General features: G+C 72.4%; 26 protein-coding genes. 17 read left to right on the top strand and 9 right to left on the bottom strand.

From position 1 onward, the window contains the following. Nucleotides 1-93: 93 nt before the first annotated feature. From BH708_RS12965 to BH708_RS19595, 3 genes are all read left to right on the top strand, one after another. A complete protein-coding gene (locus tag BH708_RS12965; protein ID WP_083713947.1) occupies nucleotides 94-2,343 on the top strand; it encodes a heavy metal translocating P-type ATPase in 2,250 nt (749 codons plus the stop codon). A gap of 119 nt (nucleotides 2,344-2,462) precedes the next feature. Further along, nucleotides 2,463-2,678, top strand: coding sequence for a heavy-metal-associated domain-containing protein (locus BH708_RS12960; protein ID WP_076809262.1), 216 nt, complete (start codon nucleotides 2,463-2,465; stop codon nucleotides 2,676-2,678). Nucleotides 2,679-2,708: 30 nt separating this feature from the next. Further along, the gene (locus BH708_RS19595) at nucleotides 2,709-2,912 is read left to right on the top strand and encodes a heavy metal-associated domain-containing protein (protein WP_083713945.1); all 204 of its coding nucleotides are present in this window, start codon (nucleotides 2,709-2,711) and stop codon (nucleotides 2,910-2,912) included. An 81-nt stretch (nucleotides 2,913-2,993) separates the two neighbouring features. On the opposite strand, the gene BH708_RS12950 is transcribed toward BH708_RS19595, so the two are convergent. Genes BH708_RS12950 through BH708_RS12940 form a run of 3 tightly spaced genes read right to left on the bottom strand, consistent with a single transcriptional unit; the run spans nucleotide 2,994 to nucleotide 5,572 of the window. Next, nucleotides 2,994-4,166, bottom strand: a complete 1,173-nt coding sequence (locus BH708_RS12950) for an acetyl-CoA C-acyltransferase (RefSeq protein WP_076809260.1) — start codon at nucleotides 4,164-4,166, stop codon at nucleotides 2,994-2,996. A gap of 38 nt (nucleotides 4,167-4,204) precedes the next feature. Next, on the bottom strand, nucleotides 4,205-4,621 hold the full coding sequence (locus BH708_RS12945) for an ACT domain-containing protein (protein ID WP_076809257.1): 417 nt from the start codon (nucleotides 4,619-4,621) through the stop codon (nucleotides 4,205-4,207). 39 nt (nucleotides 4,622-4,660) lie between these two features. Beyond that, complete coding sequence (locus tag BH708_RS12940) at nucleotides 4,661-5,572, bottom strand: CPBP family intramembrane glutamic endopeptidase (protein WP_172805759.1); 912 nt, start codon at nucleotides 5,570-5,572, stop codon at nucleotides 4,661-4,663. 128 nt (nucleotides 5,573-5,700) lie between these two features. Between BH708_RS12940 and BH708_RS12935 the strand changes: the two genes are divergently transcribed. Continuing rightward, complete coding sequence (locus tag BH708_RS12935; RefSeq protein ID WP_076809255.1) at nucleotides 5,701-6,492, top strand: MerR family transcriptional regulator; 792 nt, start codon at nucleotides 5,701-5,703, stop codon at nucleotides 6,490-6,492. Here BH708_RS12935 and BH708_RS12930 read toward each other — a convergent pair. Further along, entirely contained in the window at nucleotides 6,467-7,558 is a 1,092-nt protein-coding gene (locus BH708_RS12930) for an NADH:flavin oxidoreductase/NADH oxidase (RefSeq protein WP_076809253.1), read from the bottom strand. The two genes, BH708_RS12935 and BH708_RS12930, sit on opposite strands and share 26 nt — an antisense overlap. A gap of 98 nt (nucleotides 7,559-7,656) precedes the next feature. Between BH708_RS12930 and BH708_RS12925 the strand changes: the two genes are divergently transcribed. From BH708_RS12925 to BH708_RS12915, 3 genes are all read left to right on the top strand, one after another. Then, complete coding sequence (locus BH708_RS12925; RefSeq protein ID WP_076811255.1) at nucleotides 7,657-8,010, top strand: helix-turn-helix transcriptional regulator; 354 nt, start codon at nucleotides 7,657-7,659, stop codon at nucleotides 8,008-8,010. Nucleotides 8,011-8,092: 82 nt separating this feature from the next. Further along, the gene (locus BH708_RS12920) at nucleotides 8,093-8,701 is read left to right on the top strand and encodes a GNAT family N-acetyltransferase (RefSeq protein WP_076809250.1); all 609 of its coding nucleotides are present in this window, start codon (nucleotides 8,093-8,095) and stop codon (nucleotides 8,699-8,701) included. A gap of 129 nt (nucleotides 8,702-8,830) precedes the next feature. After that, a complete protein-coding gene (locus BH708_RS12915; protein ID WP_076809248.1) occupies nucleotides 8,831-9,196 on the top strand; it encodes a TraR/DksA C4-type zinc finger protein in 366 nt (121 codons plus the stop codon). Between the two features lie 66 nt (nucleotides 9,197-9,262). Here BH708_RS12915 and BH708_RS12910 read toward each other — a convergent pair whose 3' ends face one another. After that, nucleotides 9,263-10,012 carry an aminoglycoside phosphotransferase family protein gene (locus tag BH708_RS12910; protein WP_076809245.1) on the bottom strand — a complete coding sequence of 250 codons (750 nt, stop codon included), beginning with the start codon at nucleotides 10,010-10,012 and terminating at the stop codon, nucleotides 9,263-9,265. After that, nucleotides 10,012-10,500 carry a GNAT family N-acetyltransferase gene (locus BH708_RS12905; protein ID WP_076809243.1) on the bottom strand — a complete coding sequence of 163 codons (489 nt, stop codon included), beginning with the start codon at nucleotides 10,498-10,500 and terminating at the stop codon, nucleotides 10,012-10,014. Before BH708_RS12905 ends, BH708_RS12910 begins: the two co-directional genes overlap by 1 nt. A 164-nt stretch (nucleotides 10,501-10,664) precedes the next feature. Here BH708_RS12905 and BH708_RS12900 point away from each other — a divergent pair, with 164 nt between their 5' ends. Genes BH708_RS12900 through larB form a run of 3 tightly spaced genes read left to right on the top strand, consistent with a single transcriptional unit; the run spans nucleotide 10,665 to nucleotide 13,715 of the window. Then, the gene (locus BH708_RS12900; protein ID WP_076809241.1) at nucleotides 10,665-11,999 is read left to right on the top strand and encodes a lactate racemase domain-containing protein; all 1,335 of its coding nucleotides are present in this window, start codon (nucleotides 10,665-10,667) and stop codon (nucleotides 11,997-11,999) included. Next, nucleotides 11,996-12,976 carry an ATP-dependent sacrificial sulfur transferase LarE gene (gene larE / locus BH708_RS12895; protein WP_371329814.1) on the top strand — a complete coding sequence of 327 codons (981 nt, stop codon included), beginning with the start codon at nucleotides 11,996-11,998 and terminating at the stop codon, nucleotides 12,974-12,976. The genes BH708_RS12900 and larE overlap by 4 nt, the downstream gene beginning before the upstream one ends. Then, complete coding sequence (gene larB, locus BH708_RS12890; protein WP_083713570.1) at nucleotides 12,963-13,715, top strand: nickel pincer cofactor biosynthesis protein LarB; 753 nt, start codon at nucleotides 12,963-12,965, stop codon at nucleotides 13,713-13,715. The genes larE and larB overlap by 14 nt, the downstream gene beginning before the upstream one ends. Nucleotides 13,716-13,742: 27 nt before the next feature. On the opposite strand, the gene BH708_RS20505 is transcribed toward larB, so the two are convergent. Beyond that, a complete protein-coding gene (locus tag BH708_RS20505; RefSeq protein WP_256386283.1) occupies nucleotides 13,743-13,871 on the bottom strand; it encodes a hypothetical protein in 129 nt (42 codons plus the stop codon). A gap of 111 nt (nucleotides 13,872-13,982) precedes the next feature. On the opposite strand from BH708_RS20505, the gene BH708_RS12880 reads away from it, so the two are divergent. From BH708_RS12880 to BH708_RS12855, 6 genes are all read left to right on the top strand, one after another. Next, nucleotides 13,983-14,570, top strand: a complete 588-nt coding sequence (locus tag BH708_RS12880) for a TetR/AcrR family transcriptional regulator (RefSeq protein ID WP_076809239.1) — start codon at nucleotides 13,983-13,985, stop codon at nucleotides 14,568-14,570. Beyond that, a complete protein-coding gene (locus BH708_RS12875; protein ID WP_083713569.1) occupies nucleotides 14,567-14,953 on the top strand; it encodes a multidrug efflux SMR transporter in 387 nt (128 codons plus the stop codon). The genes BH708_RS12880 and BH708_RS12875 overlap by 4 nt, the downstream gene beginning before the upstream one ends. Then, complete coding sequence (locus BH708_RS12870; RefSeq protein ID WP_076809237.1) at nucleotides 14,950-15,270, top strand: multidrug efflux SMR transporter; 321 nt, start codon at nucleotides 14,950-14,952, stop codon at nucleotides 15,268-15,270. Before BH708_RS12875 ends, BH708_RS12870 begins: the two co-directional genes overlap by 4 nt. 120 nt (nucleotides 15,271-15,390) lie before the next feature. After that, nucleotides 15,391-16,170, top strand: a complete 780-nt coding sequence (locus tag BH708_RS12865) for a thioredoxin domain-containing protein (RefSeq protein WP_076811250.1) — start codon at nucleotides 15,391-15,393, stop codon at nucleotides 16,168-16,170. 1 nt (nucleotide 16,171) lies between these two features. Continuing rightward, nucleotides 16,172-17,044 (top strand): cytochrome c biogenesis CcdA family protein, encoded by an 873-nt coding sequence (locus BH708_RS12860; protein WP_076809235.1) that lies wholly within the window; start codon nucleotides 16,172-16,174, stop codon nucleotides 17,042-17,044. Continuing rightward, nucleotides 17,041-18,261, top strand: coding sequence for a PQQ-binding-like beta-propeller repeat protein (locus BH708_RS12855; RefSeq protein WP_076809233.1), 1,221 nt, complete (start codon nucleotides 17,041-17,043; stop codon nucleotides 18,259-18,261). The genes BH708_RS12860 and BH708_RS12855 overlap by 4 nt, the downstream gene beginning before the upstream one ends. 190 nt (nucleotides 18,262-18,451) lie before the next feature. Here BH708_RS12855 and BH708_RS12850 read toward each other — a convergent pair whose 3' ends face one another. After that, a complete protein-coding gene (locus BH708_RS12850) occupies nucleotides 18,452-19,483 on the bottom strand; it encodes a M56 family metallopeptidase (RefSeq protein WP_076809230.1) in 1,032 nt (343 codons plus the stop codon). Then, nucleotides 19,480-19,884: a BlaI/MecI/CopY family transcriptional regulator gene (locus BH708_RS12845; RefSeq protein ID WP_076809228.1), complete on the bottom strand. Its 405-nt coding sequence runs from the start codon at nucleotides 19,882-19,884 to the stop codon at nucleotides 19,480-19,482. Before BH708_RS12845 ends, BH708_RS12850 begins: the two co-directional genes overlap by 4 nt. Nucleotides 19,885-20,253: 369 nt before the next feature. Between BH708_RS12845 and BH708_RS12840 the strand changes: the two genes are divergently transcribed. Next, on the top strand, nucleotides 20,254-21,255 hold the full coding sequence (locus tag BH708_RS12840; protein WP_076809226.1) for a LacI family DNA-binding transcriptional regulator: 1,002 nt from the start codon (nucleotides 20,254-20,256) through the stop codon (nucleotides 21,253-21,255). Nucleotides 21,256-21,366: the final 111 nt, after the last annotated feature.

The raw sequence follows: 21,366 nt of genomic DNA, 5'->3' as shown, positions 1-21,366 counted from the left end.
GAAGGGCGACGGCCATCTCGGGTCGCGACGGCCGACCGACGTGACGGGTTACCCCTCGACGGATACCCATAGGGGGTATATGGTGCCGGCATGATGTCCCACCGCGAATCCCCGCACACGAGTAACGCCGAGCAGGGCGGCCACTCCGTCCGCGAGGCGGACCCTGCTCTCTCGGAGCACGGAGAGCACGGAGAGCACGGCGGCCGCACCGAGCGCGAGAGGCATGCGGGCCCGTCCGAGCACTCCGGCCACGCAGGGCATGATGGCCAGGCGGGTCATTCCGGCCACGCAGGTCATGATGGTCACGCAGGTCATTCTGGCCACAGCGACCACAGCGACCACAGCGACCACAGCGGCCACAGCGGCCACGGCGATCACGTCGCGCAGTTCCGCCGCCTGTTCTGGATCAACCTCCTGATCGCGGTCCCCGTGGTGGTCTTCTCGCCGATGTTCGCGATGCTGCTGGGCTACACGGTCCCCGAGTTCCCCGGCGCGCGGTGGATCGCCCCGGTGCTGGGCACCGTGATGTACATCTGGGGCGGGCGCCCGTTCCTCACCGGCGGCGTCGGGGAGATCCGCTCCCGGCGGCCGGGGATGATGCTGCTGATCGCCCTCGGGATCACCGTCGCCTTCCTGGCCTCCTGGGGGTCCACGCTGGGCCTGCTCGATCCCCAGCTCGAGTTCTGGTGGGAGCTCGCCCTGCTGGTCGTGATCATGCTGCTGGGGCATTGGATCGAGATGCGCTCCCTGGCGCAGACCACGTCCGCGCTGGATTCCCTGGCGGCGCTGCTGCCCGATGAGGCCGAGCGGATCGAGGGCGATGGGTTGGTGACCGTTTCCCCGGCGGAGCTGCAGCGCGGGGACAAGGTGCTGGTGCGGCCCGGGGCGAGCGTCCCGGCCGACGGCGTGATCCTCGAGGGGCGCGCCGACGTCGACGAGTCCATGGTCACCGGTGAGTCCCGACCGGTCACCCGCGCGGCGGGGGACCAGGTCGTGGCCGGCACCGTCGCCACCGACTCCAGCCTGCGCCTCGAGATCACCGCCATCGGGGACGACACCGCGCTCGCCGGGATCCAGAGGCTGGTCCGCGAGGCGCAGAACTCCTCCTCCCGCGCGCAGCGCATCGCGGACAAGGCCGCGGCCTGGCTGTTCTGGTTCGCGCTCGGGGCCGCCGTGCTCACCGCGATCATCTGGTCCCTGGTCGGGCTGCCGGACGAGGCGGTCGTGCGGACCGTGACCGTGCTGGTGATCGCGTGCCCCCACGCCCTGGGGCTCGCGATCCCGCTGGTGGTCTCCATCGCGACCGAGCGCGCCGCCCGTGGCGGCGTGCTGGTCACCGATCGGCTCGCCCTGGAGGGAATGCGCACCGTCGGCGCCGTCCTGTTCGACAAGACCGGCACCCTGACCACGGGTGAGCCCGCCCTCGACGAGATCGCCGGCGAGGACTCCCGGCAGGTCCTGGCCCTGGCCGCTGCGGCCGAAGCCGAGAGCGAGCACCCCCTGGCCCGCGCCATCATCGGCCGGGCGCAGGCCGACGGGGTCGACATCCCCGCCGCGTCGGACCTCTCCTCGACCCCCGCCCTGGGCGTCAGCGCCCGGGTCGAGGGCCGCGAGATCCGTGTCGGTGGACCGCGGCTGCTGGAGGAGGCCGGCCGGGACGAGCACGCCGGCGCCGCCGCCTGGCGCGAGGAAGGGGCGACCGTTCTGCACGTGCTGCGCGACGGCACGGTGATCGGCGCGCTGAAGCTGAGCGACGAGGTGCGTGGCGAGTCCCGCGATGCTGTCGACGCGCTGCACGCCCGCGGCCTCGAGGTCGTCATGATCACCGGCGACGCCGAGTCGGTCGCGCACAGCGTCGCGGCCGAGCTGGGGATCGACCGCGTCTTCGCCGGCGTCCGCCCCGAGGACAAGTCCTCGAAGGTGGCCGAGCTCCAGCAGGAGGGCAAGAAGGTCGCGATGGTCGGCGACGGCGTCAACGACGCTCCCGCTCTGGCCCGGGCCGACGTCGGCATCGCGATCGGCGCCGGCACCGACGTCGCGATCGCCTCGGCCGGCGTGGTCCTGGCGAGCTCCGACCCCCGCGCGGTGCTTTCGGTCATCGAGCTCTCCCGCGCCGCCTATCGCAAGATGCGGCAGAACCTGTGGTGGGCGGCCGGCTACAACCTGCTGTCCGTGCCGCTGGCGGCAGGGGTCCTCGCCCCGATCGGCTTCGTGCTCCCGATGTCCGTCGGCGCTGTCCTCATGTCCCTGTCCACCGTGGTCGTGGCGCTGAACGCCCAGCTGCTGCGCCGGGTGGACCTGCGTCCGGAGGCCGCTGCCGCGGCGGTGGGTCACAGCGACTGACGCAGGACGCCGCAGTGCCTCACGGATCCGCGGCAGCACCGTGACCTACATACCCCCAAAGGGTACATTTGAGAGAGACGGATACCCCTCGAGGGTACGCAACGACGAGGAGACGCCCCATGGCCCAGAACCGCTACGAGTACCGGGTGACCGGCATGACCTGCGGGCACTGCGAGATGTCCGTGCGCGAGGAGGTCGGCGAGATCCCCGGCATCGACCAGATCGAGGTCAGCCATGAGACGGGGGCCCTCTCGTTCACCGCCACCCAGCCTGTCCCGGACGACGCCGTGCTCGCCGCGGTCCAGGAGGCCGGGTACGCCGCGACCCGCGCCTGACGTTCTCCCCGTGCCCGAGCTGCGCACCGCATCGAGCGCAAGCTCAACAAGCTCGACGGGGTCAGCGCGAGCGTCGACGACGCCACCGAGACGGCGAAGGTCACCTCCCCCGCGGAGTACGAGCCGCGGGATCTGGTCACGACCGTCGAGCAGACCGGATACGGCGCGGCGCTGCCCACACCGGCGCAGATCGGCGGCGCTGACCCTGGCACGCCGACCCCCGCCCGCAGCTGAGCTCTGCGTTCGTGGTGCCACACGCGTCTGTGACCACGAGACCGTAGATCTCGACCGTGTGGTGCGCGGAAGGGGGAGCGGTCAGCGCGACAGGAGCAGCGCCTCACCCTGGCCCCCGCCGCCGCAGAGCCCCACGGCGGCGGTGCCGGAGCCCCGGCGCGTCAGCTCATGGGCGACGTGCACCGCGAGCCGGGCACCCGAGGCCCCGATGGGGTGACCGATCGCGATGCCCCCGCCGTGGGGGTTGACGATCTCCTCGGGCAGACCGAGCGCGCGCTGAGAATGGGCGACGACCGCGCCGAAGGCCTCATTGATCTCCACGACGTCGAGGTCCGAGGGCGTGATCCCCTGCTTCGCCAGGGCGCGGGTGATCGCATCCGCAGGCTGAGCCTGCAGGGAGTTGTCCGGCCCGGCGGTCTGGCCCGAAGCACCGATCTCGGCCATGACCTGCCAGCCCTGCTCGTCGGCGCGGGCGCGGGTGGTGAGCACCAGCGCCGCGGCGCCGTCGGAGATCTGCGAGGAGTTGCCCGCCGTGATGCTCCCGCCCGCGGCGAAGGCAGGGCGGAGCGCCGCGAGGGAGGCGGCCGTCGTGTCCGGGCGGATCCCCTCGTCCGCGGCGACGACCAGCGGCTCGCCGCGGCGCTGCGGCACCTCGATCGGGACGATCTCCTCGGCGAGCACCTCGGCGGCCGCGGCCGCACGCCGGTGGGACAGCGCCGCCACCCGGTCCTGGTCCTCACGGGTGACCTCGAAGCGCGGGTTGTGCCGCTCCGTCGACTGCCCCATGCTCTCCCGGTCCTGCGCATCGGTCAGGCCGTCGTGGGCCATGTGGTCCAGCGCCTCGACCGCCCCGTACTTCCACCCGGAGCGGGAGCCCATGAGCAGGTGCGGAGCCTGGGACATCGACTCCATGCCGCCTGCGACGACGACCTCCGCGTCCCCGACCGCGATCATCCGGGCCGCGTCGATGACGGCGGTCAGCCCGGACAGGCACACCTTGTTGACGCTGTGGGCCGGGACGTCCCAGCCGATCCCCGCGCCGAGGGCGGCCTGACGGGCCGGGTTCTGGCCGCTGCCCGCGGGCAGCACCTGCCCCAGGATCACGGCATCCACACCGGACGCGTCCACGCCGGCCCGTGCGAGGGCGCCCTCGATGGCGACGGACCCCAGCTGCGGGGCCGAGAACGGGGCCAGCGCCCCCTGCAGACGCCCCTGCGGAGTGCGGGCCGCGGCGACGATCACGATGTCGTTCATGGTGGGGCCTCCTAGCCCGTCGACAACGGTGTCAGGACTCATCCTGCCGCATCGGCGGCCTCGTGGGCGGACCGGGCGGAGAGCTCCTGGAGGACGCGCAGCGCGTCGTCGGCCGAGCCGGTCGGGACCAGCAGATGGTCGTGCCGCAGTCCCGCGATGACATTGCAGGGCAGTCCGGCCTCTGCCAGCGCTGTGCTGACCGCGGCGGTGAGGCCGACGGCCTCGAGCGAGGAGTGGACGGTCAGCGTGATCCACGTGGTGACGACGTCATAGGGCAGGCCGAGCAGGTCGGCGTCACCGCGGGCGATCACGCCCGAGGGGCCCTCCTCCTCGCGCACGCTCGCCTCGACGCGGACCTCGGCGGGCAGCGCCTCGGCGTCGACGAAGACGTACTCTCCGTCCTGGCGGATCGGCCGCATGGAGCGGAGCAGGTCGGCGAGATCGGTGATCGGCATGGGGGCATCCTGCCATCAGGGGAAGGGTCGCAGCGGTGTTCAGGTGCTGCGCCTCCGCTCGATCCACCACACCAGGAGCACCGCCACGACCTCGGCCAGGAGGAACAGCAGCATGTAGGGGCCCGCGGAGCCGGCGCCACGATCCTGACCGATCCCGCCGCCGTCGGCGAAGAGGGCGCCGATGCCCATCGAGAAGACGTTGTTCATGACGTGGAAGGCGATCGGCGCCTCGAGACCGCGGCCCAGCAGCGCCATGACCGCGGTGCTCGCCCCGAGGCCGAGGTAGTTCACGATCATCCACGGGTCGGCGCTGGTGTGGAGCACGGCGAACAGGGTGCTCGAGCCGATGATGCCGACGACGGCCGCCGGACGAGCCGCCCGAACCCAGGAGGCGTAGGACGCGGTGAGCACGCCGCGGAAGACGACCTCCTCGGCCCCAGCCTGCAGCGGCGTGGTCAGCAGCACCATCACCAGCAGCGCCACCGTGGTGCCGGAGACGGCGAACAGCGACAGCGGCGAGGGGTGGACGAGCTGGAGGGCGAGGTTCACGGCCACCATGAGCACCGCGAACAGGCCGAGATACGCCCCCAGGCGCCGCCACCGGAACTGCCCCGTAGCCCGCAGAGCCGAGCGCCAGGGCACCCGGGCCGCCCGTGCCAGGACCACGAGGGTCAGGGGGGCCAGGAGGATGATCGAGAGGTCCTTGGCCACATACGTCAGCGGCGTCAGCGAGGTGTCGGCGGGATCCTTGCCGAACATGCCGACCTCCACCAGCGCGGCCGCGCCCAGGAGCAGCAGCTGCAGCAGATAGGTGGCCGCGACGACGACGAGCGTCAGCACCACCGGGACCCACCAGCGCATGGACAGATGCGCCCCGAAGGGTCGGGACGGGCGGACGGACGGGGTGGGCGTCGCGGAGTCGTGGGTCAGGGAGCTGGGGGCGGTGCTCATGTGTCTCCTCGTGATCATGGGTGACCCCATCCGAAACGGTGCCCCTGGGGCACGGTCAAGAGTCCGCTTCCCCTGCGTCCTGCGGTCCGCGATGATGGGGGCATGTCCGAGCTGCCGAGGGTCCGCTGATGGCCTGGAGCACGCGCCGGCTCGCCGATCTGGCGGGCACCACGGTGAAGAGCGTGCGGCACTATCACGCGGTGGGGCTGCTCGAGGAGCCCGCGCGGGCGGCGAACGGGTACAAGCAGTACGGCACGCCGCATCTGGTGCGCCTGCTGCAGATCACGCGGTTGCGGGAGCTGGGGATGTCCCTCGCCGAGATCGCGCAGGCCGGGGAGTCCGACGAGAGCTATGCCGAAGCGGTGCGCGGGCTCGACGCCCAGCTCGCCGACTCCATCGCCCGCCAGCAGGCAGTCCGCGCCGAGCTGGTCGATCTGCTGGCCCACCCCGCCGGGCCGGACGTCCCGGCCGGCTTCGAATCCGTCGCCGGCAGCCTCACCGAGGCGGATCGGGCGATGATCACGATCAGCGGCGTGCTCTACGACGACCAGGGCATGCGGGACCTGCGCGGCATCGTCGCCGACCATCAGGAGGCCGACGAGGACTTCAACGACCTGCCGGCGGATGCGGACGAGGGCGCCGTGCGTGCTGTCGCCGCACGGCTCGTCCCGTTGCTGCGCACCATCCATGAGCGGTACCCCGGCACGCGGACCCCGCCCGTCGCGGCCGGCGGCCGGCGGCGCGAGTCGATGCGAGCGTTGAATCAGGCGGTGACCGACCTCTACAACCCGGCGCAGCTCGAGGCTCTGCGCCAGGCGTACCGTCTCGCCCTGGAGGACGACGACGGGGCGGACCGGGCCACCACCCGCGGCGGAGCACCGGTCGGCGCGGACCTCACAGCGCGTACGCGTACTGCGTGATGAAACGCGGCTCCGCGCCGAGAGCGCGCGAGGCGCGGTTGGCCCAGGAGGGGTCCCGGAGCATCTCGCGGCCGACGAGGACGGCATCGGCCGCACCGGAGCCGATCAGCTCCTCCGCCTGCTCGGCGTCCTTCACGCGGCCGACGGCGGCGATCGGGACGGTCGTGTCCTGACGCAGTCGTGCGGCGTAGCGGGTCTGGTAGTCGGCGTCGTGGGGGATGGGGACGATGTCCGTACCGCCCGAGGAGGCGTCGACCAGGTCCACGCCGTGCTGGCCGGCCCAGGTGGTCAGCCGGGCGGACTGCTCGTAGGTCCAGCTGTCCCGGGGGTCCTCGGAGTTCTCCTCGATCCAGTCGGTGGTCGAGATGCGCAGGAAGACGGGGGCATCGTCCGGCCAGACCGCGCGGACCGCGTCGATGACCTCGAGCACGAGCCGAGCCCGGCCGGTCAGGTCGCCGCCGTACTCATCGATGCGCCGGTTCGCGATCGGGGAGAGGAACGAGTGCAGCAGGTACCCGTGCGCTGCGTGGATCTCGGCCACCTGGAACCCCGCCTCGAGAGCGCGCCGGGCGGCCTCGGCGAACGCGGAGACGACGGCCCTGATGTCCTCGCGGCTCATCTCGTGGGGGACCGGGCCGCCGGGGAACGCGACGGGGCTCGCGCCGTACGGCATCCATCCGTACTCCTCGGTGCCCAACCAGTCGCCGCCCTCCCAGGGGCGACCCGTGGAGGCCTTGCGGCCGGCGTGCGCCAGCTGGATGCCGGCGACCGCTCCCTGGGAGCGGACCGCATTCGTGATCCGGGCGAAGTCCGGGATCTGCGCGTCGTCCCACAGGCCCAGGTCGAACGGTGAGATCCGCCCCTCGGGAGCCACGCCCGTGGCCTCGACCATCACCATGCCCGCTCCGCCGGCGGCGCGGGCGGAGTAGTGGCCGAGGTGGAAATCGGTGGGACGACCGGCCGAACCCGGTGAGGCGTCCGCGCTGTAGGTGCACATCGGCGACATCCAGGCCCGGTTGGGGATCTCGAGGTCGCGGATGCGGAAGGGAGTGAACAGAGTCGTCACAGGAGTCGTCTCCAGAGCGTTATCGGTTAGTACGAGGAGCACCGTACTACGAGGGCCCTAGTACTATGGGCCGCAATCCTGAGAGAAAGGGCGCGGCCGTGCGTACTCTCCATCACCCCGACGTCCAGGAGATCGCCCTGGACCAGGTGCTCTCCGCGCTCGCGGACCCGATCCGGCGGGTGATCGTCGGCCAGCTCGCGGGCGGGCACGACGACCAGGCCTGCATCGCTTTCGATCTGCCGGTCACCAAGTCGACCTCGACCCACCACTTCCGGGTGCTGCGGGAGGCAGGCGTCATCACGCAGCGGTACCGCGGCACCGCCATCCTCAACTGCCTGCGCGAGGAGGACCTCGCCCAGCGTTTCCCCGGCCTGCTCGACGCGGTGCTGGCCGCGGAGGCGCGACGCGACTCGGGCTCGGAGCGACGGACGGGGGTCGATCAGGGCGACTGAGGGGTGCACCGTCGGCCGCTGCCCGCGATGGCCTGCGTCCACCCGGTTGTCTTCGCGGTCCCGTGCTGTAAAGCTCTTGGGCATGCCCTCCCTCGTCGAGCCGGCCATCGTTGCGGGATCGCTGTCGGCCTCTGCGCAGCCCGTTCTCGTCGCGGGACCGATCATGCTGCGCCCGTGGGCGGACGACGATGTTCCAGCGGTGGTCTCGGCGTACGCGGAGTCCGAGATCCAGCGCTGGCATGCCCGCTCCATGTCGCCGGATGAGGCCAGCAGGTGGGTCGCGGAGGCCGCGTCGGCGTGGGTGTCGGAGGCGGCGGCCAGTTGGGCCGTCGACATCGAGGGCACGCTGGAGGGTCGCATGACGCTCACGTTCGACCTGACGGACGGATCCGCGGAAGCGGCCTCCTGGACAAGGGCCGCCTCCCGCGGTCGGGGGATCGCCTCCCGAGCACTTCATCGGGCGACCGTGTGGGCCCTCTCCGTCGGAATGCACCGCGTCGAGCTCGAACACTCGACGAGGAATCCCGGGTCATGCCGTGTCGCGACCAGAGCGGGATTCACGGCGGAGGGGACGCGCCGTGACGGCGCTCTGTACGCCGACGGATGGCATGACATGCATGTCCACGCGAAGGTCTCGGCAGGATCGGAACTCGGGGAGATGTCGTCATCCCTGCGGACGGTCGAGTGCTGATCATGGCTTCGTACAGCTGTCGGTCGATGAGGACGTACTCCGACGGCATCGTCACGGCGGGATCGAGAGCTTCGGTCTTCGGTCGGGCCGGCTGCTCACCGATCGCGAGCTGCGGAGCAGACTGGGCTCATGGATGACGTGTCGCAGAACTCCGACGTGGCCCGTGACCGTGCCGAGCAGCTCGCGTCCCGTCGGCGGGACGCTCGGGCTCAGCTGAAGGAGGTCGAGAGCGAGCTCGCGGCGCTGCGGCGGTCCCGTGAGGGCACGGCGGACGATGACGAGCACGACCCCGACGGCGTGCCGCTGTCGGAGCAGTGGTCCCGCCTGGAGGGACTGCGCCTCGCGCGGACCGAGGCTCTCGTCGGGATCGACGAGGCGGCCGAGCGCATGGAGCGCGGGGAGGGCGGTCGCTGCCGGCGCTGCGGGGCCCCGATCGCCTCGGCCCGGCTGGCCGCCCGACCGGAGGCGACCACCTGCATCGACTGTGCGCCCTGAGCCGGTGCCCGGTGCCGGGATCGTCGGGGCCGTGCCTCATCGGGACCGTCGGCACTCCGCTGAGCATCAGCGGTCGCGCGCGTGCCTCCGACGCAGCTCGGCCGCGTACCAGGTGGCGACCCGCAGGTTCTCGACGTTCTCGGGGTCGCCCTGGTGCTGGGCCTCCCAGTAGTAGGAGGCGGCGAACCGTGCGTGGGAGATGTCGAGCGCCAGGCCCGGATCGGCCCCGGAGGCCGAGCAGAACGCGCGGGCGGCATCTGCCCTCGCCGTGATCGGGTTCGAGGATGCGACGATCGAGGTCAGCAGGCTCCGAAGGATCGTGTGGGCCTCGTGCTCGACCGGGCCGGCGAGGAAGTCGGGATCGATGGCGATCCACGGGCCGTCCGAGCGGCGCATGATGTTCTCGACGCTGAGATCGCCGTGGGTCAGCGTGGCGGACCGGGTTCGTCCCAGCCGTTCCACGCCGTCGACGGCAGCAGCGAAGGTCTCTGCGTCCAGGGCGATGCCGACATGACGGGCCGTGTCGTGCTGCGTCTCGAACTGCGCGAGCCAGTGCTCGGCTCCGTCGGCGAGCTGGGGTGCGTCGTGCGGCGCGGGGACGCCTGCGATCCTGCGGGCGACGCTCCCGGCGAAGGATGCCGTCCCGAGAGGGCCCGCGCGGTCGGTCTCCTCCGCGAGGGTCGGGCCGGTCACCTGTTCCAGGAGAAGCGCGCTGTGCTCGAGGTCCGCGTCGTGGACCTCGACGGCGCCGTGGCCGTCCAGGGTGGCCAGCAGTCGATCTCGGAATCCCTCGTCCAGGCCGGGGAGCCAGCGCATCAGCCGTGCTTCGGGGGCGCGGTGGAGAAGGTCTGCTCCACGCCTCCGTCGGCATGGACGCACTCGTCGAACGACGCAGGGATCGCGCGGCGCCAGAACTCCGTGGCGTCTCGGTTCGTCGCGAGCTGGGTGATCGACCACGTGCCGGGGAACATGGCGATCAGGTCGCGAGCGGCCAGGGTTCCCACGCCGCCGCGGCGATACTTCCGGAGCACGAAGAACTCCGCCATGCGCGTCGGCTCGCCGGCGCGGACGAGCGCGAAGCCGGCCGGGTGACCCTCCACGCGGAGGATGAAGGCGTGACGGTCCGCGTCGTGACGGTAGGCGCCGAGCCAGGCGTATCGGTAGGACCCGGCCTCGTCGACGTCGTACCCTGCGTGCTCGGAGACGTCGTGGAGGTACAGCTGCAGGAGCCGTTCCAGCAGCGCGAACTCCTCGCCAGCAGCTGCCGTGACGGTCGGGGCCGGGGGTGAGGCCGACGTGGTCATCCGCTCAGGGTAGATCGGCCGGGAACAGTCGCATACCTGTTTTCAGCGGATGCGAGGCGGATCTGCGCACCTGCCACGATGCGTCGATCCCGGATCCGACCCGGGGTGGTGGCAACAGCGAGCCTTTCCTTGTCGTCCCCGGTCAGGGCGTCCATCATGGAGCCATGAGCGAGCAGACTGCGACGACGCCGACCATCGAGCCGATCCCCGAGGGACTCGCGGAGCGCGCCGCCCTGCTCGGCGGCCCGGACTCGACGCTCACCGACCAGCAGATCCGGGACTTCGTCACCGAGCAGCTCGCCGGCACCGACTACGACGGCAAGTCCGTCTGCCTGATCGTCCCCGACGGCACCCGCTCCGTCCCGCTGCCCAAGGTGCTGCCCGCGATCCACGACGCGCTCGCCGGTCGTGCCGCCTCGGTGACCGTGCTGATCGCGCTGGGCACCCACGCCGCCATGGACGACGGCGCGATCGACACGCTGCTGGGCTCCACCGAGCGCGGCGCGCAGGCCACCTACCCCGAATGGACCGTGGTCAACCACGCCTGGGACGATCCGGACCAGATCGCGGACCTCGGCGAGATCTCCGCCGAGCGCATCGCCGCGCTCACCGGCGGCCTGCTCACCGACGTCCCCATGCGCGTGCAGATCAACCGGCTGTGCGTCGAATCGGACGTGAACCTCATCGTCGGCCCCGTCTTCCCGCACGAGGTGGTCGGCTTCTCCGGTGGGAACAAGTACTTCTTCCCCGGCTGCTCGGTGCACGACGTCATCGACATCTCCCACTGGGTGGGCGCGCTCATCACCGCCAGCCGCATCATCGGCACCCTCGGCATCACCCCGGTGCGCCAGCTCATCGACGCCGCCAGCGAGCTCGTGACCACCGAGAAGTACTGCTTCACCATGGACGTCAAGGAGGGCGGGGCGGATCTCGGCGCCGTCGCCTACGGCGACCCGCAGGCCGCCTGGGCCGCCAGCGCGAAGATCTCCGCGCAGACCCACATCACCTACGTCGACACGCCGTACAAGCGCATCGTGGCGCTGGTCCCGGAGATGTACGACGACATGTGGACCGGCGCCAAGGGCTTCTACAAGTCCGAGCCCGTCTGCGCCGACGGCGGCGACGTGATCATCTACGCCCCGCACATCACCGAGGTCGCCGCCATGCACCCCGGCCTGCGCGACATCGGGTATCACAACATCGAGTACTTCACGAAGCAGTGGGACCGGTTCAAGGACCATCCCTGGGGCGAGCTCGCCCACTCCACGCACGTCACCGGCCTGGGCACCTACGATCCCGCCACCGGCGAGGAGAAGCAACGGGTGAACCGCTACTTCGCCACGTCGATCTCGCAGCAGGAGTGCGAGGAGTACAACGTCCTGTACCAGGATCCCGCCTCCCTGGACATCGAGGCCCTGCGCGAGGATCCCGACACCCTCGTCATCGACCACGCGGGAGAAGTCCTGTTCCGACTCGCCGAGGAGCGCCAGTCCCTGTGACCGCGAACCCCCAGCACACCACCCGCCCGCTGACCGCCCCGGCCGCCGGCGGCGGCGCCGACCCGTCGGCCCCCACCTCGCTGTTCCACCCCGGCCGCACCGGATTCGACGTCGAGGGCATGACGCCCGAGGCGCTCGAGGGCGAGGCTCTCACCCTCGCCGACGAGGTATCCGCCCAGCTCAGCACCGTCCAGCGCCTCGGCGTCGCCTATTCCGGCGGCGTCGACTCCGCGACCCTGCTGGCGCTGGCCGTGCGCGCCCTCGGCGCCGAGAACGTCGTCGCCCTGCTCGGCGTCTCACCGTCGCTCGCACGCCGCGAACGCCGCCTGGCCCACCGGGTCGCCGCCGTGATCGGCATCGACGTCGTCGAGATCCCCACCCACGAGGGCGAGAACCCGGACTACCAGAAGAACGACGCATCGCGCTGCTTCCACTGCAAGGACGAGCTGTTCACCCGCATCGACGACGACATCGTCGGTGCGCACCGGCTCGACGCCGTCGCCTACGGGGAGAACGCCGACGACGCCCGGCGCCGCGACCGTCCCGGCTCCGGCGCCGCCACCCGCCACCGGGTGCTGCGCCCGCTGTCGAGCGCCGGGATGGCCAAGCAGCAGGTCCGTGACGTCGCCCGCGCGCTCTCCCTGCCGGTCGCGGACAAGCCCGCCGCTCCGTGCCTGGCGTCCCGCGTCCCCTTCGGGCAGTCCGTCACCCCCGAGAAGCTGCGCCAGATCGACGACCTCGAGGACGCCGTCTACGAGCAGGGCTTCAGCGACTGCCGGGTGCGCCACCACGGCGAGGTGGGTCGCATCGAGCTGCCCACGGCGGAACTGGCCCGCGCCATGGAGTCGGAGATCCGCACCGCGCTGGTCACCGCCGGCAAGGAGGCGGGATTCGCCCACGTCACGATCGACCTCGACGGCATCCGTTCCGGCCTGTTCTCCCTGCAGATCATCTCGAGCCATCGTGACCGGAGCTGAGCCGGCCCCGCCGGGCGGGCGGCACGTCGAGCCGGACGGTCGGATCGAGGGCGTCCTCGAGCTGGACCTGGACCGCTCGCGCCGCCGCGGCGCCCCCGAGGCCGTGCTGTGCGACGCCAAGAGCGTCGAGCAGGTGGCCACCATCGCCGCCGAGTACGCGCGGCTGGGCGTCGCCGGCCACGACGGCCTCGGCCCCGTGCTGTTCACCCGCGCCGACGAGGCCCGGGCCGCGGCGATCCTCGACGTGCTGCCCGACGCCTTCCACGCGGCCGATGCCCACCTGCTGGTCTGGCCCGCCGCTCCGCCCGCGGCGAGCGGGGGAGAGGTGATCATCGCCTGCGCCGGCACCAGCGACCTGCCTGTGGCCCGTGAGGCCGAGCTCACCGCCCGCTACCTCGGCCGCCCCACCCGCCTGATCGCGGACATCGGCATCGCCGGCCTCCACCGCTTGCTCGCCCGCCTGCCGGAGCTGCGCGAGGCGGCCTGCGTGGTGGTCGCCGCCGGCATGGACGGCGCCCTGCCCACCGTGGTCGCCGGGCAGATCAGCGCCCCCGTGGTCGCCCTGCCCACCTCCGTCGGCTACGGCGTCGCCGAGGGCGGCCGCGCCGCCGTGTTGACGATGCTCTCCGCCTGCGCGCCGGGCATCGGGGTGGTCAACATCGACAACGGCTACGGCGCCGGGCACCTCGCCGCCCAGATCGCCCGCTGGGCGCCGGGGCCGGGAGAGAGCGCCGGCTGACGAATCGCGCCGCCCGGGGCGGGAGCCTCACCGCCAGTCGGAAAGTGCTGCGGCGATCTCCTTGAGGCTCACATCGCCCGTCGCCACGGCGATGACCAGGTCATAGGCCTCGTCATCCGGGGCATCGAGATCGATGTCGTTGAGCCCATAGGACACGACGACAGCTGTGATACCGCAGGGCGTCAGGACCGTGAGTGCGCGCCCCATTGCTTACTTGACCAAGAGGCCAGTAAAGTAGCGAGGGCCCGCCGTCCCGGAGGAGTCCTCATGGCGCCCGATCCCTCGCCCCGACCCGCCCACCGCCCGTCGGCCCGGATGGCGATGCTGGATGCCGCCGAGTCCCATCTCGGCGTCGACGGCACGCTGACCCTCGACTCGGCGGCCCGCGCCGCCGGGGTCACCAAGACCGGGCTGATGTACCACTTCGCCACCAAGGAGGCCCTGCTGCGGGCCGTGCTGGACCACATCGCCGACCGCTACGAGCGCGAGGTGCTCGCCCAGATCGAGGCCGTCCACGGCACCGGCGTCCAGGACCTCGCCGCCGTGCCCGCCCACCGCCGATTCCTCGCCTACCTCGACTGGGCCTGCCACGCGCGGCTCTCCCCGGCGGACCTGGTGATCTTCGCCGATCCGAAGCTCCGCGTGAGCCTCACGGCGCGCTGGCAGGAGCAGTTGGCGGGGTGGCTCTCGATCCCCGCCGGCACTCCCGTCGTCACCCGGCAGCGCCTGCTCGCGGTGCGCCTGATGGCCGACGGGCTCTGGTTCGACCGTGCCACCGGCCAGCTCGAGCTGCCTGCCGAGGATGCTCGCTCCGTCCACGCCCTCGCCCTGGGCCTGCTCGGGGGCGAGGCGTGATCGCCTGGCTGCTGCTGGTCGGGGCGATCCTCAGCGAGGTCACCGCGACCCTCTCCCTGCGCGGGGCGCTCGATCGCCCCCTGCTCTACATCGTGGTCGTGATCGGCTACGCCCTCTCCTTCGGCTGCCTCGCGCTCGTGCTGCGGCGCGGGATGGCGCTCGGCGTCGCGTACGGCATCTGGGCCGCCTGCGGCGTGGTGCTCACCGCCGCGCTCTCGGCGGTGCTGTTCGGCGAGGCCTTCACCGCGATGAAGATCAGCGGCGTCGTGCTGATCGCCGCCGGCGTCGCCGTGGTCGAGATCGGCTCGCACCGGGCCCGACGGCGCGAGGGCGCGGGGTCGACCCCCGATCTCCCGGCTGCGAGAAGGGAGGGGGCGCCATGAGCTGGATCCTGCTGATCGGCGCGGTGGTCAGCGAGGTCGGCGCGACCCTGTCGCTGCGGGTCGCCGCCGACGGTCGGCGCGCCGCCTACCTGCTGGTGGTGCTCGGCTATGTCGTCGCCTTCACCTTCCTGTCCGGCTCGCTCGCCACCGGCATGCCGCTGGGCATCGCCTACGGCGTCTGGGCCGCGGCCGGCATCGTGCTGACCGCCCTGCTCTCCCGCGTCCTGTTCCGCGAGGCGCTGACCCCGACGATGCTCGGGGGCATGGGGCTGATCGTCGCCGGCGTGCTGCTCATCGAGCTGGGCGGCGCGCACTGAGCGGCCGGTCACCCGAGGTTGAGTCGAGCGCATCGATCTGCGTACTATCCACCATAGTTACTATGATGGATAGTCGAACGGTGCCGCGGTGCGCCGTTCCCCCGCGTGATCGGAGAACGGATGCCTGACCCGCAGACGACCGGGACACCGGCCGAGCAGCCCTCCGGCGGGCGCAGCCGCTGGCTGGCTCCGCTGGTGATCCTCGCCGTGGTGGCCGCGCTGATCGCGGCCGCGCTCTGGATGGGCGGCGACGACGACTCCGAGCAGGCGGCCGGCACCGCCGCCCCGGCCGAGGGCACCGAGCAGCCCGGCGCGGTCGAGCACCCCGACCAGGTGGCGCAGCCGGACCTCAGCGAGGAGGAGGCCCGCGATCCCGACGATCTCCTGGCCGAGGGCCCGGTCGACGCCCCGGTGGTGCTGGTGATGTTCTCCGACTTCCAGTGCCCCTACTGCGCCCAGTGGTCGCACGAGACCCTGCCCGTCCTGCGCGAGTACGTCGAGCGCGGGGAGCTGCGCATCGAATACCGCGACGTGAACATCTACGGGGACGAGTCCGAGCGGGCGGCCCGTGCGGTTCTCGCCGCCGCGAAGCAGGACCGCTTCCAGGACTACCACGACGCCCTCTTCGCGGACGGCGAGATCCGCTCCCCGCAGGAGCTCGACGAGGACTCGCTGGTCGAGCTGGCCGGCGACCTCGATCTGGACACCGAGCAGTTCACCGCGGACCTGAACTCCGAGGAGGTCGCGGCGACCATCGACGCCAACGCCCGGCAGGGCATCGAGCTGGGTGCCATGTCCACACCGGCCTTCCTCCTCGACGGCACGCCGATGGCGGGCGCCCAGCCCACCGAGGTCTTCACCGACGCGCTCGACGACGCGCTCGCCGAGGCGGAGGGCTGAGGTGGAGGTCGGGATCCTGACCTCCTTCCTGGGCGGCGCGCTCGCCCTGCTGAGCCCGTGCGGGGCGTTCCTGCTGCCCGGCTTCTTCGCCGCCACCGTCACCAGCCGCGCCCGCCTGCTCCCGCACGCCCTCGCCTTCTACCTCGGCCTGGTGCTCACCCTGGTCCCGCTCGGCATCGGCGCGGGCGCCCTCGGGACGATGTTCGCCCAGCACCGCTCCGCGCTGGTCACCGTCACTTCCGTGATCCTCATCGTGCTCGGGGTGATGCACGCGCTCGGCCTCGGCTTCGACCTCTCGCGGGCGCTGCCCGGCATCGACCGCGCGCAGCAGGCCTCCTCGCGGGGCAGCGGACTGCCGCGCACGATCCTGCTCGGCGCCGTGGGCGGAGTGGCCGGGTTCTGCGCCGGCCCCATCCTGGGCGCCGTGCTCACCCTCGCCATGGGGCAGGGGAGCATGGTCCTGGCCGCGATCCTGCTGGCCGTCTATGGTGCCGGCATGGTGGTGCCCCTGATGGTGCTCGCAGCCGTGTGGGACCGGCTCAGCGTCCGGACCCGCTCGCTGCTGCGGGGCCGGGAGTTCACCGTGCTGGGCCGGACGCTGCACACCACCACCGTCCTCACCGGCGCGGTGATCATCGCCCTGGGCGTCCTGTTCTGGACCACCAACGGCCTGGTCACCCTGCCCTCCCTGATCCCCACCAGCGTGCTGGCGAGCTGGCAGTCCCGCAGCAGCGCGCTCAGCGGGACGGGCGTCCAGATCGCGGTGATCGCCGTCCTCGGGCTGCTCGCCCTGGCCCTGTGGCGGCGCCATGATCGACGGCGCCGCCGACGCGTCGAGGTCGGACCCGTCCTTCCGCGGACGGGTCGCCGATGAGGCGGCGCGCCCTCGTCCTCACCCTGCCGTTGGGGCTGGCCGCCCTCGCCGCCTGCGACCCCGACCAGCCCGCGGGAACCGCGAGCGGGCACGGGACGGGGCCGGACGTCGACGTCGACCCCGCTCCGACCGTGCTGGAGGAGCGCGCCGAGACGGTGGACGTCACCGAGCTGCGCCTGCCGCTGGAGATGACCCCGATGATCGTGGTCGATCCGGGGTGGACCGCGACGCCCCTCGAGCGGGACGGGATCTTCCTGGGGTACTCCGACGACGGCGATCGCCTGCGCTTCCGGGCCGTCGCCGAGGACGGCACCCTGCTGTGGCAGGCGCAGCGACCGCTCAGCTGCACCGGATTCTGCCTCTCCGCTGACGCCGACGGGGCTGCGATCGCGGTGCTCGCGGACACGGCCACGGACGGCGATGCCCCGCTGGCCACGAGCCTGACCGGCTACGACCTGCGCACCGCCGAGGTGCGCTGGGGACCGGTCGAGGTGCCGGGCCCGCAGGCCGCGCAGGGGCTGGTGTACTCCGCGCCGGAGACCTCTCCGATGGGCTCGTCGCAGACGCGCACCGCCCTGGCCGCGGGGACCGGCGAGATCGCGCTGACCGAGGAGGAGCTCGACGGCGGCAGGATCCTGGCCGAGCACGGCGGACTCGTCGTCACGATCGACGGCGGCGAGCTGGTCGCGCTCGCGGCGGACGACGGCGAACAGCGGTGGCGGATCACGCTTCCCGAGGGGCTCGACCCGCAGCGGAGCGCCATCGGCCCCCGCATCGATCCGAACACCGGGTACGCCGTCCTCGGCGACGGCCGCGAGGCCGGGACCGTGATCGACCTCGCCGACGGGGCCGTGATCGCCCGCGACGCCGAGCGGGTGGCCCACGACCACGTCCTGGACGTCACGGTCGTCGCCGCCGGGGCCATGGTCCGAGGACTCGACCCCGACGGCTCGGAGAGCTGGCGGCACGAGGACCCCGAACAGCTGCTCTTCCTCACCGCCGGCGAGCGGCTGGCCTACGCCCAGCGGCAGGAGGAGGGCACCCTGGTGGTGCTGGACACCTCGCAGGGACGCATGGTCCAGCCCTATGACGTCGATCAGGAGGGCGCGCTCGCCGTCCCCGAGATCTTCTCCGGTGAGTCGGCGGCCGCGGTGGACGTCGGCGGGCCCCGATACCTGGTCACCACGACCTTCGACGAGGACTACGGCACCCGCTGACCGGTGCGCGGCGCCGCGGCACGGACTCGTGCCCGATATCCCGGGACCGGCCGGCACGGGGCGTCCCCTCGCTGACCGACGTCGGGTGGTTCGGCACGGACCGATGCCGGGCGGCTCGGCACCGACCGATGCCGGGTGGCTCGGCACGGAGCGATGCCGGGTGGCTCGGTGCGGCGCGACGCCGACCGCCTCACCCGGGGATCGCGCACCCCGCGAGCAGCACCTGCAGGTACGGGCCGTGCACGGCGACGATGACGGCGGTCAGGACGAGCATCAGCCCGGCCAGCAGCGCCGTCGGCAGCAGAGCCGATCCCGCCCCGGCCGGGGCGACCAGATGGCGGATGCGGTCCGGGCCACCCGCGTGCAGCAGACCTGCATGCAGCTGCGGACCCGCCGACGCGGTGGCCGTCGCGGGGGCAGCGGCCGTCGGGGTCGCGGGGCGGACCGGGGCGCCGATCTTCAGCAGAGCACTGGCCAGCGAACGGGTCCCGGAACATCGGCGGGCGCTCTCGTCGGCCGCGATCTCGAGATATCGCGGGACCGCCTCGGCGATCGCCGCCGCGAGCGGGATCCAGCGCAGCGGCTCCGCGAGGGAGCGCGTCGCCGACAGGACCAGATGATGGCGCTGGCGCAGATGAGCGCCCTCGTGGGCGAGAACGGCCCTCAGCTCCGCGTCGCTGAGGGCCCGTCGCAGCCCGGCGGAGACCACGATCCCGCCGAGGCGGGCGGGCAGCGCGAAGGCCGCGGGCTCCTCGTCGGGGACCAGCCACACGTCGTGACCGGCGAGGCGGATGGCGCGGGCGCCGGCCGTGATGTCCCGCGCCGCATCCCGGGCGGCGGAGCGGGCCCGGATCGCGCGCCGCGCCCCGAGGACGAGCACCGTGACGGCGCCGAGGACCGGCAGGGCCACGAGGACCGCGATCGGCAGAGCGGTCTCGACGGTCTGGTCGGGGGTGAAGGGCGTGGAGGCGTCCAGGCACCGCTGACACACCTCGCCGACGGCCCCGGGCAGCAGATCCGGTCCCGTGAGCGTCCAGGCCAGGAGCAGGCTGAGCGATGCGGCCGCGAGCAGCCAGGCGCCCAGGGACGTCAGCAGCACCGCGACGGCGGTGCGGGGGACCCGCATGAGCAGCGGAGACCCTGCCCGCAGCAGCGCCGGGCCCGCCACGGCGCTCGCGACCAGCAGGAGCGCGATGAGCAGGGGGAGGGTCAGCACGCTCATCCGTCGTCCCGCCCCCCGGATGCGGGGTGCTGGTCGAGGTACGAGCGCAGCAGGTCGACCTCGCCGGGGTCCATGGTCTCCACGAAGTGCACGATCGAGGCCCGACGATCCCTGCTGGCCGACAGGGCGTGCTCCATCACCCGCGCGGCATGCTCGGAACGGCTGCGCCGGGCGGCGTAGCGCACGGAGCGGCCCTGGCGCCGCGAGCGGATCATGCCCTTGCGGCCGAGATGGGTCAGCACGGTGGCGATGGTCGTATAGGCATGCACGTCGCCGAGCGCTGTGATCACCTCGCGGACCGTCAGCTCGCCGGAGTCCCAGAGGGCATCCATGACCTGCTGCTCGAGGGCGCCCAGGGGAACCGGCTCGAAACGGTCGGGGGAGGGGTCGGCGGAAGTCACGACGCAGTCACCGCCCGTCGGCCGACGGCCGGCCCCGCGGTGATCGCCACGGACACCTGGCGCGGTCCCCCGGCGCGCAGCGCCGTGCCGGCCGGAGCCAGCGTCTCCCGCGCGCGCCTCATCCACTCCCCGGTACGGTCCATGACACCACTATGCGACATCGACGACTATTGTGCATAGTCGACTGTCGGTGACGCCTCTCGCGGGCGACGTCCGAGCCCACGACCTTCGAGGTTGCCGCAGGTTGCCGCCGCGGCGGGGTAGAGTTCCTCTCCCGGGCCCCGGCGACGACGACCGTTCCCGGCGGAGCATCCGGCGCCGTGCCGGAGCGAGAGCGTATCGCCGCGCAGGCGAGGACGGAGCGACCAGGTGGCGGACAAGCGCGTGACGATCTACGACGTCGCCAAGACCGCCGGGGTCGCGCCGTCGACCGTCTCCCGGGCCTTCTCCCGGCCCGGCCGCGTCAGCGCCGCCACGCACGCCACGGTGATGGCCGCGGCCAAGCAGCTGAACTACCGCACCGCCGCCCCTGACGCTCAGGAGCGCGACGAGCGTCACCACCGCCTCGGCATCGAGATCGCCGACCTCACCAACCCCTACTTCGCCGAGCTCGTCTCCGGCATGCAGGAATCCGCCCACGAGCAGGACTTCCTGATGCTCCTGCTCGACACCGTGGAGGACGAGGTGCGGGAGCGCTCGAGCCTCGAGAGCGCGATCAACGTCGTCGACGGGATCGTGCTGTCCGGCACCCGGCTGTCGGACGCGACGCTGAACCACCTCACCAAGCGGATCCCCGTCGTCGTCCTCAACCGCCGCGTCGCGGGCCTGGACTCCGTGACGCCCGACTACGAGCACGGGATGCAGCAGGCGATGGCGCACCTCGCGGAGAACGGCATCCGCACGGTCACCTACGTCGCCGGCCCGGTGAACTCCTGGTCCGACAGCGAGCGGTGGCGCGCCGCCCGCGCCGCCGCCCGCGCGAACGGCCTGGTCGTCCAGCGTCACGGTCCCTTCGCCCCGACCACCGTCGGCGGGGAGCAGGCTTTCGAGGAGCTGCGCGACTCCCTGCCGCACGCCGTGGTCTGCTACAACGATCTGGTCGCCTTCGGGTTCCTGGTCTCCGCGCTGCGGACCGGGGTCAAGGTGCCCTCCGAGCTGTCGGTCATGGGCCACGACGACATCCTCCTCTCACGATTCATCGGCGGCGGGTTGACCACAGTCGTCACCCCGAAGCGGGCCCAGGGCCGCGCCGCCGTCGAACGTCTCGTGCGACGGATCGAGAATCCCTCGGCCCACCGCACCCCGGTCGAGGGTTCCCTGCCCGTGCGCCTGGTGCCGCGCGGCACCACCGGGCCGCGGGGCACGGGGTGAGCCCGGCAGCGCGACGGCCTGGCGGCACGACGGATGGGCGACGCGACGGATGGGCGACGCGACGGATGGGCGGCGCGACCGATGGGGGGCGACGGATGGGCGGCCCGCACC

Source organism: Brachybacterium sp. P6-10-X1, assembly GCF_001969445.1.
GTDB lineage: Bacteria > Actinomycetota > Actinomycetes > Actinomycetales > Dermabacteraceae > Brachybacterium.
This window is presented reverse-complemented; position numbering and strand designations above follow the sequence as displayed.

What these genes read in the sequence shown, in the direction of transcription:
- BH708_RS12880 (WP_076809239.1), top strand. Translation starts at nt 13,983, where the DNA reads ATGGCGCCCGATCCCTCGCCCCGACCCGCCCACCGCCCGTCGGCCCGG.
- BH708_RS12850 (WP_076809230.1), bottom strand. Translation starts at nt 19,483, where the DNA reads ATGAGCGTGCTGACCCTCCCCCTGCTCATCGCGCTCCTGCTGGTCGCG.
- BH708_RS12870 (WP_076809237.1), top strand. Translation starts at nt 14,950, where the DNA reads ATGAGCTGGATCCTGCTGATCGGCGCGGTGGTCAGCGAGGTCGGCGCG.
- BH708_RS12935 (WP_076809255.1), top strand. Translation starts at nt 5,701, where the DNA reads ATGGCCTGGAGCACGCGCCGGCTCGCCGATCTGGCGGGCACCACGGTG.
- BH708_RS12940 (WP_172805759.1), bottom strand. Translation starts at nt 5,572, where the DNA reads ATGAGCACCGCCCCCAGCTCCCTGACCCACGACTCCGCGACGCCCACC.
- BH708_RS12920 (WP_076809250.1), top strand. Translation starts at nt 8,093, where the DNA reads ATGCCCTCCCTCGTCGAGCCGGCCATCGTTGCGGGATCGCTGTCGGCC.
- BH708_RS12945 (WP_076809257.1), bottom strand. Translation starts at nt 4,621, where the DNA reads ATGCCGATCACCGATCTCGCCGACCTGCTCCGCTCCATGCGGCCGATC.
- BH708_RS12910 (WP_076809245.1), bottom strand. Translation starts at nt 10,012, where the DNA reads ATGCGCTGGCTCCCCGGCCTGGACGAGGGATTCCGAGATCGACTGCTG.
- BH708_RS12960 (WP_076809262.1), top strand. Translation starts at nt 2,463, where the DNA reads ATGGCCCAGAACCGCTACGAGTACCGGGTGACCGGCATGACCTGCGGG.
- BH708_RS12865 (WP_076811250.1), top strand. Translation starts at nt 15,391, where the DNA reads ATGCCTGACCCGCAGACGACCGGGACACCGGCCGAGCAGCCCTCCGGC.
- BH708_RS12950 (WP_076809260.1), bottom strand. Translation starts at nt 4,166, where the DNA reads ATGAACGACATCGTGATCGTCGCCGCGGCCCGCACTCCGCAGGGGCGT.
- BH708_RS12915 (WP_076809248.1), top strand. Translation starts at nt 8,831, where the DNA reads ATGGATGACGTGTCGCAGAACTCCGACGTGGCCCGTGACCGTGCCGAG.
- BH708_RS12905 (WP_076809243.1), bottom strand. Translation starts at nt 10,500, where the DNA reads ATGACCACGTCGGCCTCACCCCCGGCCCCGACCGTCACGGCAGCTGCT.
- BH708_RS12965 (WP_083713947.1), top strand. Translation starts at nt 94, where the DNA reads ATGTCCCACCGCGAATCCCCGCACACGAGTAACGCCGAGCAGGGCGGC.
- BH708_RS12900 (WP_076809241.1), top strand. Translation starts at nt 10,665, where the DNA reads ATGAGCGAGCAGACTGCGACGACGCCGACCATCGAGCCGATCCCCGAG.
- BH708_RS12855 (WP_076809233.1), top strand. Translation starts at nt 17,041, where the DNA reads ATGAGGCGGCGCGCCCTCGTCCTCACCCTGCCGTTGGGGCTGGCCGCC.